Source organism: Brachyspira sp. (assembly GCF_029258575.1).
GTDB lineage: Bacteria > Spirochaetota > Brachyspiria > Brachyspirales > Brachyspiraceae > Brachyspira.
Genome location: NZ_JARHYI010000122.1, coordinates 1 through 7,583 on the forward strand (window position 1 = coordinate 1; position 7,583 = coordinate 7,583).

The 7,583-nt window shown below is 28.7% G+C and carries 4 protein-coding genes; 2 read left to right on the plus strand and 2 right to left on the minus strand.

Features of this window, described 5'->3' with window-relative positions:
* Positions 1–105: 105 nt before the first annotated feature.
* Together Q1J76_RS09725 and Q1J76_RS09730 are read left to right on the plus strand one after the other, a co-directional pair.
* Positions 106–1,866, plus strand: a complete 1,761-nt coding sequence (locus Q1J76_RS09725; protein ID WP_300369880.1) for a SpoIVB peptidase S55 domain-containing protein — start codon at positions 106–108, stop codon at positions 1,864–1,866.
* The gene (locus Q1J76_RS09730; protein ID WP_300369881.1) at positions 1,853–3,904 is read left to right on the plus strand and encodes a ligand-binding sensor domain-containing protein; all 2,052 of its coding nucleotides are present in this window, start codon (positions 1,853–1,855) and stop codon (positions 3,902–3,904) included. The genes Q1J76_RS09725 and Q1J76_RS09730 overlap by 14 nt, the downstream gene beginning before the upstream one ends.
* Positions 3,905–4,214: 310 nt before the next feature.
* Here the strand turns inward: Q1J76_RS09730 and Q1J76_RS09735 are convergent, their stop codons facing one another.
* Together Q1J76_RS09735 and Q1J76_RS09740 are read right to left on the minus strand one after the other, a co-directional pair.
* The gene (locus Q1J76_RS09735) at positions 4,215–6,755 is read right to left on the minus strand and encodes a helicase C-terminal domain-containing protein (protein ID WP_300369882.1); all 2,541 of its coding nucleotides are present in this window, start codon (positions 6,753–6,755) and stop codon (positions 4,215–4,217) included.
* An 89-nt stretch (positions 6,756–6,844) separates the two neighbouring features.
* Positions 6,845–7,583 (minus strand): CapA family protein (locus tag Q1J76_RS09740; protein ID WP_300369883.1); only part of this gene is annotated, 739 nt, incomplete at its 5' end.

Here is a 7,583-nt window from a genome sequence, read left to right on the forward strand (position 1 = left end):
ATTGTCTATAATTAAAAATTAATATATTATAATATTTTACTATTTATATTGAAATATAGTTTAATTATAGTTATAATCATTATTAAAAAATATATATTTTATAATTTGGACACTATGAGAAAAAGAGTATTTTTTATTTTTGTATTTTTACTAATAATTCTATTTAATTTATCAGCACAGACATCAGAAGAGTTGCCTCCATATCCTCCTGAAAATCCAGAGGTTATTCCTATCAGTGAAATTTATGAGGGAATGGAAGGAGTAGGATATACAGTTATACATGGTACTAATGTAGAACCTTTCAAAGTAAAAGTTCTTTCTATTTTAAAAAAGAGATGGCATAACAGTGATGCTATACTTATACAATGCGAAGGTCTTAATTTAGAACATTCAGGAACTGTTGCAGGTATGAGCGGATCTCCTATATATTTTAATGGTAAAATAGCTGGAGCTTTAGCTTTCGGCTGGAATTATGCAAAAGATCCTATAGCTGGAGTTACACCTATAGAGGAGATGTATAAACTTTATAATGATACCAATGCCAAAGCACCTGTTTTGGGTTTTGCAAATGATAATTCATTAAAAACACCATTGATATTTTCAGGTATAAGCAGTAAATCATTTGATGAATATTCAGATTCTTTTGAGAAAAATGGATTTTATCCTATGCAGGCAGGCGGTTCTGTTTCAGATACAAATCAAGCTACTAAATTCCTATTTGGAGATTCTGTTGCTATAGTTTTGGCAGATGGAGATGTATCACTTGCTGGAATAGGTACTGTTTCTCATACAGATGATGAAAAATTTCTTCTTTTTGGGCATTCTATGTGGTCTAAAGGAAGATTAAGAGCACCTGTATCAAGGGCATATATTAATCATATAGTGTCTTCAGTTTCTTCATCTTTCAAATTAGGAGCTGCTTATTCTAATTATTTGGGATATACAGTTTATGATGGAGCATTCGGGGTTTCTGGTGTTTATGGAGAAATACCTGATAATACTATGGTTCCTGTGAAATTAGAAATAGAAGATCAAACTTTTTTAACTAGAGATTATAATTTTAGAGTATTAAATGATCCTTCATATTTCTCTGATATATTATCTATGGCATTATACAGTGCTATAAGTTCTACTGCAGGGGAAGGTGAAGAGGGTGTATTTAGTGTTAGTTATGAAATAGAAACAGATTATTTTGAAGAACCTTATAAGGTTAGCGATAGAATATTAGCTTATTCTTCTACTGATGCTTTTAAATCTGCTATAAAACAGTTAATAGCACCTGTAGATTTCTTTATATATAATAATTTTAATAGAGTTGGAATAAAATCAATAAAATTATCTGTAAAAAGAAATAATCTTGAATATGCATTTTTGAATGATATAACTCTATTAGAACCTAGAGCAGTAGCTGGAGAAACTATACATTTAAGAGTAGGTGTTACTCCTTATGGAAAAGAAAAACAGTACATAGATATACCTGTTAAACTTCCAGTTAATTTAAAAACAGATGTTTATAGTATTTATGCGGCAAATGAATATATTTACAATTATGCAGAACAATTATTTATGCCTAGTAAATATGAAATAAGAAATTTAGATGATGTTATGCGTGTATATGGAAAGAGTTATGATGACAGTTCTTTGCGGGTATGGCTTTATTCATCATCTAGGGGGGTTCAAATAGGAAAAGATTTATATCCTACACTTCCTCCTTCCAAATATGGTATAATGGCTAAAAATGCTACTTCTGACAAGGCTGCTGTTATTACTGCTATTGATGGAAAATATCAAATGCCATGTTCTACACTTGGATTAATGAAAATAGATATAATAATTGAAGGGGCTAGAAAATATGAAAATCGCTAAGATAATTTTTATATTACAATCAATATTAATATTAACTTCTGCTGATGTTTTTGGAGTAGTAACTAGAACTTTATCCAGTACAAGAAGAGGTTTTTTTGATAATGGTATATATGATGGAATGATGCTTACAGAGCAAGGAAGTTTGACTCTGGCTCCTCTTATAGAACAAAATGGGGCTATATCTGGAAAGGATATTTGGAAAATGTATCCTGCTAATAATGGCGATATGTTTGCAGCAATTAGCGGAATGGGGGCTGAACTTTATAAAAGAGCTGCTGATGATACCAATTTCACATTGTTTGCATCAGAAAATAAGGAAAGTGCATTTACGGCTGTTATAAGTGATAATGAGGGAAATATATATACTGCTACAGGTCCTTATGCTAAAATAATAAAATATGATAGTCAGGGTAATGAGCTTTGGAGACAGTCTTTAGATGATACTTATGTATGGGATATGAAATTTGATGATAATGGAAATTTGTTTGTAGCAGCAGGAGGAAATAATGCAAGGGTATTAAGAATAAGTGCTGATGGAAAAATAAGAGAAATTTTAAAGACCGAAGAACAGCATGCTATGTCTTTATTTTATGATAAAAATAATAATAAACTTTATGTAGGAACAGCTGGTAGAGGACTTGTTTTATGTATAGATTTATCTACAAATTTAGAAAATCCTTCATACAATGTACTTTATGATACTGCCGAAAATGAAGTTTATGCTATAACTGTAGATAATATAGGTAATTTATACTTTGGTACAGCTACTAGACAGCCTGCTTATTTAATACTTCCTTCTATAATAGATGGTGATAAAAGACCTGATGAAAGAGAAAAAGAATTTAGAAATTCTCTATATAAAGCTGATACTAACGGTACAGTTCAAAGATTATTTTTCTTAAATCAAACATTAGTATTGGCATTAAGCAGTGATAAAGATAATAATATATACTTCGTTACTGGAGATACAGCTGATATATATAAAATCAATGGTAATGATGGACTTTTATCTTATATAGGTGGATTAAAAAATAAAATACTTTCTACATTTGCCGTTTCTGAAGAGGGACTTTATTTTGCCATATCAAAAACTGGAGAAATATACAAAATAAAACATGGTTATCCTAATAAAGGAAGTTTCACAAGCGATACATTGGATATGAAACTTTTAAGTAAATTCGGAAGTTTAAATTCTATGACAACTATTCCTGATGGTGCTAATATATCCGTTGAAGTGAGAACAGGAAATGTGGCAAGAGTTGATAATACTTGGAGTGAATTTACAACTGTTGCTAATGATGGTAAAGTAGATGTTCCAGAGGGAAGATTTATGCAGTTTAAAGTTACAATGGAAACAACTGATACAGAGTATACTCCTATTTTAAATTCTATGGATTTTACTTATGTTGAAAATAATTTATCTCCTGAAGTTTTAAATGGAGGACTTACAACATATTATCGTCAGCAGAATGATTCTTCTGAAACTTCTAAAAGTCCTCAATTGGAAGAAAATGAAGCTATGGTTTATTGGAAGGGCTCTGATCCTAATGGAGATAAATTAATATATGATTTAGAATATAGATTAAAGGGTGAAAAAAATTATAGAAAATTAGCTAGTAATTTAGAAACTTCATATTATAAATTTAATTCATATTTAATGCCTTCTGGTATATATGATTTTAGAATTACAGCAAGTGATAAATATGATAATCCTGTAGGTCAGATAAAAACAAAAACTCTAGAGGTGTTCAATCTTAAATATGATAATGATCCTCCTGAAATATTTGATTTTAATGTTATAGGTGAAAGTGCTAATAGAAAAATTACTTTTAGAGCAGAGGATAAGCTTTCATTTATTAAAACTGTTAGATATTCAACAATAACAGGAGAATGGAAATATATCATTCCTGATGATGGTTTATTGGATTCTATGAATGAAACATTTTCCATTAATATAGAAGATGCTGAGGCTGGTTCTGTTACTATTGAAGTTATGGATACAGATGGAAATACGAAATACTATTCTTTCTTAATATGATTGTTAAGAGGACAGTAGATATATTTATTTACTGTCCTTTTTAATTAATTTTTTATTTATCATCATAAATATTATAACTGCTATTTGATTTTAATATTTTCCTATTCAAAATCCAATAGGTTTTTCATTTTCTAATGCTATTCGTGTAAAAGTTTAAGAGTTTAGAAAAGTTAATAATTTAATTCTGCAACAAGTTTCGTATTTTTATAAGATAGTATTTTATCGAATACAAATGCTTTCATGGTAATATTTAGTAATTTGTCAAAATCACAGTCTATATATTCTCTATAATAAATTGTTCTATTCATATTTAATAATAAAAAAAGTGATTCATATCATTAAAGATTTCTCTCATACTTCCTCTTAAAACTTTTGCATTAGGTAGAGATTGAATAAATTGGCTTCCATAAGTTTTTGTATATAATCTTTTATCAAGAACAAATACAACGCCTCTGTCATCTTTGCTTCTTATAAGACGTCCGAATCCTTGTTTAAATTTTATGACAGCAAAAGGAAGAGCATAATCTAAAAATGCATTTCCTCCATTTTCTTCTATGTATCTATATCTTCCTTCACTTATAGGATCCGTAGGCACAGCAAAAGGAAGTTTTGGGATTATAACAACTTCTAGATTTTTTCCAGCAACATCAACACCTTCCCAAAATGAATCTACACCATAAAGCACATTATTTGAAGATGCTTTGAACATATCTAGTAAAGTATGTCTATGTATTGAAGCGGTTTGAGCTAGGGCATTTATATTTTTGCTTTTTAATTTCTCTGATGTTTTATCATATACACTCATAAGTGATGAAAAAGAAGTAAAAAGGATAAAAGTTCTTCCTCCTGTTATATTACATACATCTAATAATACTTTTGAAGTGAAATCATTGAATGTATCTGCGGCAACATCAGGCATATCATTAGCAATATATAGTCTTGCATTATCCTCATAATTAAATGGAGATTCTAAATATATTTCTATTTTTTTATTTTTTTCTATATAATCAAAACCTAATCTGTTTGAAAAGAAATTGAAACTCTTTGAAACTGTTAAAGTGGCAGAGTACATTGCAACGGTATCGAATCTTGAATAAAGGAAGTCATTTAAATTTTTAGCAACGGTTACAGGAGTTAAATGCCAATTGAGAATGAGATTTCCTTTTTTTGTGAGTCTTGTTTCAATCCATCTTATATACTCATCTTTTTTATAATCTATTGCCGAGTTTAATGATACTAATTGTCTTTTAAGTCTTTCTAAATAGGCATTTGACATTTGTGCTATCTCTTCATAATCAAAATCTTTTTCTATAGCTATATCAAAAAACTTTTTATATAATTTATCACATATATTTACAAGAGAAGTGATAGAAAGGACAATTTCTCTTAGAGGTTTTAATCCCTCATTTTGCCAATGCTGAGTCATTACAATTTCAGGGCTTATTCTAAATTTATATCCTAATCCTTCTTTAGTTTGAATGTTTTTATGACAGTATGTCATGAATTCCTTTGACTTATCTTCAACTACATTTCTTACCCTTGAAGTTAAATCATGAGCTTTATTTATAAAATCTGCTATTTCATCATACTCATGCTTTTCTATTAATGATTTTTTTTCATTAAGCATATTATTAATATTTTCTAGAACACCGAGTCTTTTATTTTTCTTTATTCTTGAAATATAGAAAAGTGCTTTTAATATTCCATTTTTACTTCCTTCATCTCCAAAATAGCTGGAAGCAGAATGTTCAAAATTATGTGCCTCATCAATTAGAACTTTTGTGTATCTTGGAAGTAGGCTATATCTTCCAGCAGTTTCAGCATAAAGCGATAAATCAGCACAAAGTATATGATGATTAACTATTAATAATTGAGCTGAGTTTAATTGCTTACGCATTTTATAAAAATAACAATCCTCTAAATATTCGCATTTTCTATGAGTACAAGTATCAGTATCACAGCATACCATTTCCCATAATTCGCCTTTGGGTTTGTATCCTAAATCTGTTATAGAGCCATCTTTTGTTATATTAAGCCAATTATCTATATCTTCAAAGAAATTTATCTGTTCATCAAAATCTAATTTATCAGTATCATTTAAATTATCTTTTACTTTTTTAATACATACATAATTATTTCTTCCCTTTACCAAAGCGTATTTTACACTAGGAGCAATTCCTCCTATTATAGAAGGTATATCCTTTGAAATAATTTGTTCTTGAAGGTTGATAGTATTAGTAGAAATAGCTATTCTAGTTTTATTTTCTTTCAGCCATAATAGGGCAGGTATTAAATATGCAAAAGATTTTCCAATTCCTGTTCCAGCCTCTGATATTAAATGTTTATTATTATTAAATGCTTCGATAGTAGCTTCAACAAGTTCCGTTTGTTCTTGTCTGTATTCGTACTTTTTTAATAATTGACTTAAAAGACCATTTTCTGTAAACATATATAATGCATCTGGTACATCTATAGTTTTAACATTTTCTGATTTTATAGGCTTTACAACTTCATAATAATCATCAACATCATTATTAACTATATAAAAACCAACTCCAGCATTATTACCAAGTTCGCTTGCTATAGCTAAATCTGCTCTTGAAGGAGTAAGCTGTCCTGAAGGATGATTATGAATAACAGCATCGAATTCCAATGATAATGATATTATAGCAGGTACAGAGTCTTTATTTCCTCTAGCCATAACTTCTATATAATCTAAAATACCATAAGCATTGAAATTTATGCCAAAGTATACTTCATTACCATAGGCATCCACTATAGCCTTTCTCATATAACTAATTGCATCTATGGAAAATAGATTATCTATTTCTTTTGTATAATTATTATTCATATTAGTATAATAATATAGTATATATTGAAATCTTTGTCAATTATTTATTATTATTATTTTGCATTCTTTTGTAAAAATGGCTTTATATATTATTTATGAGCCAAAGTATTATTAGAAACTATGCTTTCATTTGTTATATTATAGACGAACATAGTTTTTACACTTTCATTTGTAAGAGGAGAGTAGAAATCATGTATAAGTTCATAACCTTTTTTTATAGCATTAGTATCATAAGTGCTGTATACATAATTGCTTGATAGAGAAGGCATACTGATACTAGGATTTTCTTTTATAGGTTTCATAATTATTTCAAATCCATTTTTTCTAAAGAATGCATAATATGTAGGTATGTAAGAGAAATTTATCTCTTTATTTTCATTTATCTCTAATGAGACTACAGTACCTATATCAAGATGCGGATATCTTCCTTTATGATTTGAAACAAAATTACCAAGAGAATATATTATTATTCCGCTATGATTAGTACCTTCATAAATTTCTACAGGTCTTGGGACATGAGGATGATGTCCAACTATTATGTCAACTCCATTTTCTATTAATGCTCTAGCTGTTTCTTTAGTTTTTTCTTCAGGATAAGTTGTATATTCCAAACCGAAATGCAATGATATTATTTTTATTTCATCATTAGTGGCTAATGCTAAATCATATTTTACTTTTTCTACTAAATCTTCCTGTTTTGGATAGAAATTCATAAAATAGAAATGTCCATTCTTATTAGTTTTATGACTTATTCCATTGTCTAGCATAGTGTATGCCGATATGAAAAGAGGCACATCATTAATATTTGTTATTATTGGAGATATGTTA

What these genes read in the sequence shown, in the direction of transcription:
- Q1J76_RS09730 (WP_300369881.1), top strand. Translation starts at nt 1,853, where the DNA reads ATGAAAATCGCTAAGATAATTTTTATATTACAATCAATATTAATATTA.
- Q1J76_RS09735 (WP_300369882.1), bottom strand. Translation starts at nt 6,755, where the DNA reads ATGAATAATAATTATACAAAAGAAATAGATAATCTATTTTCCATAGAT.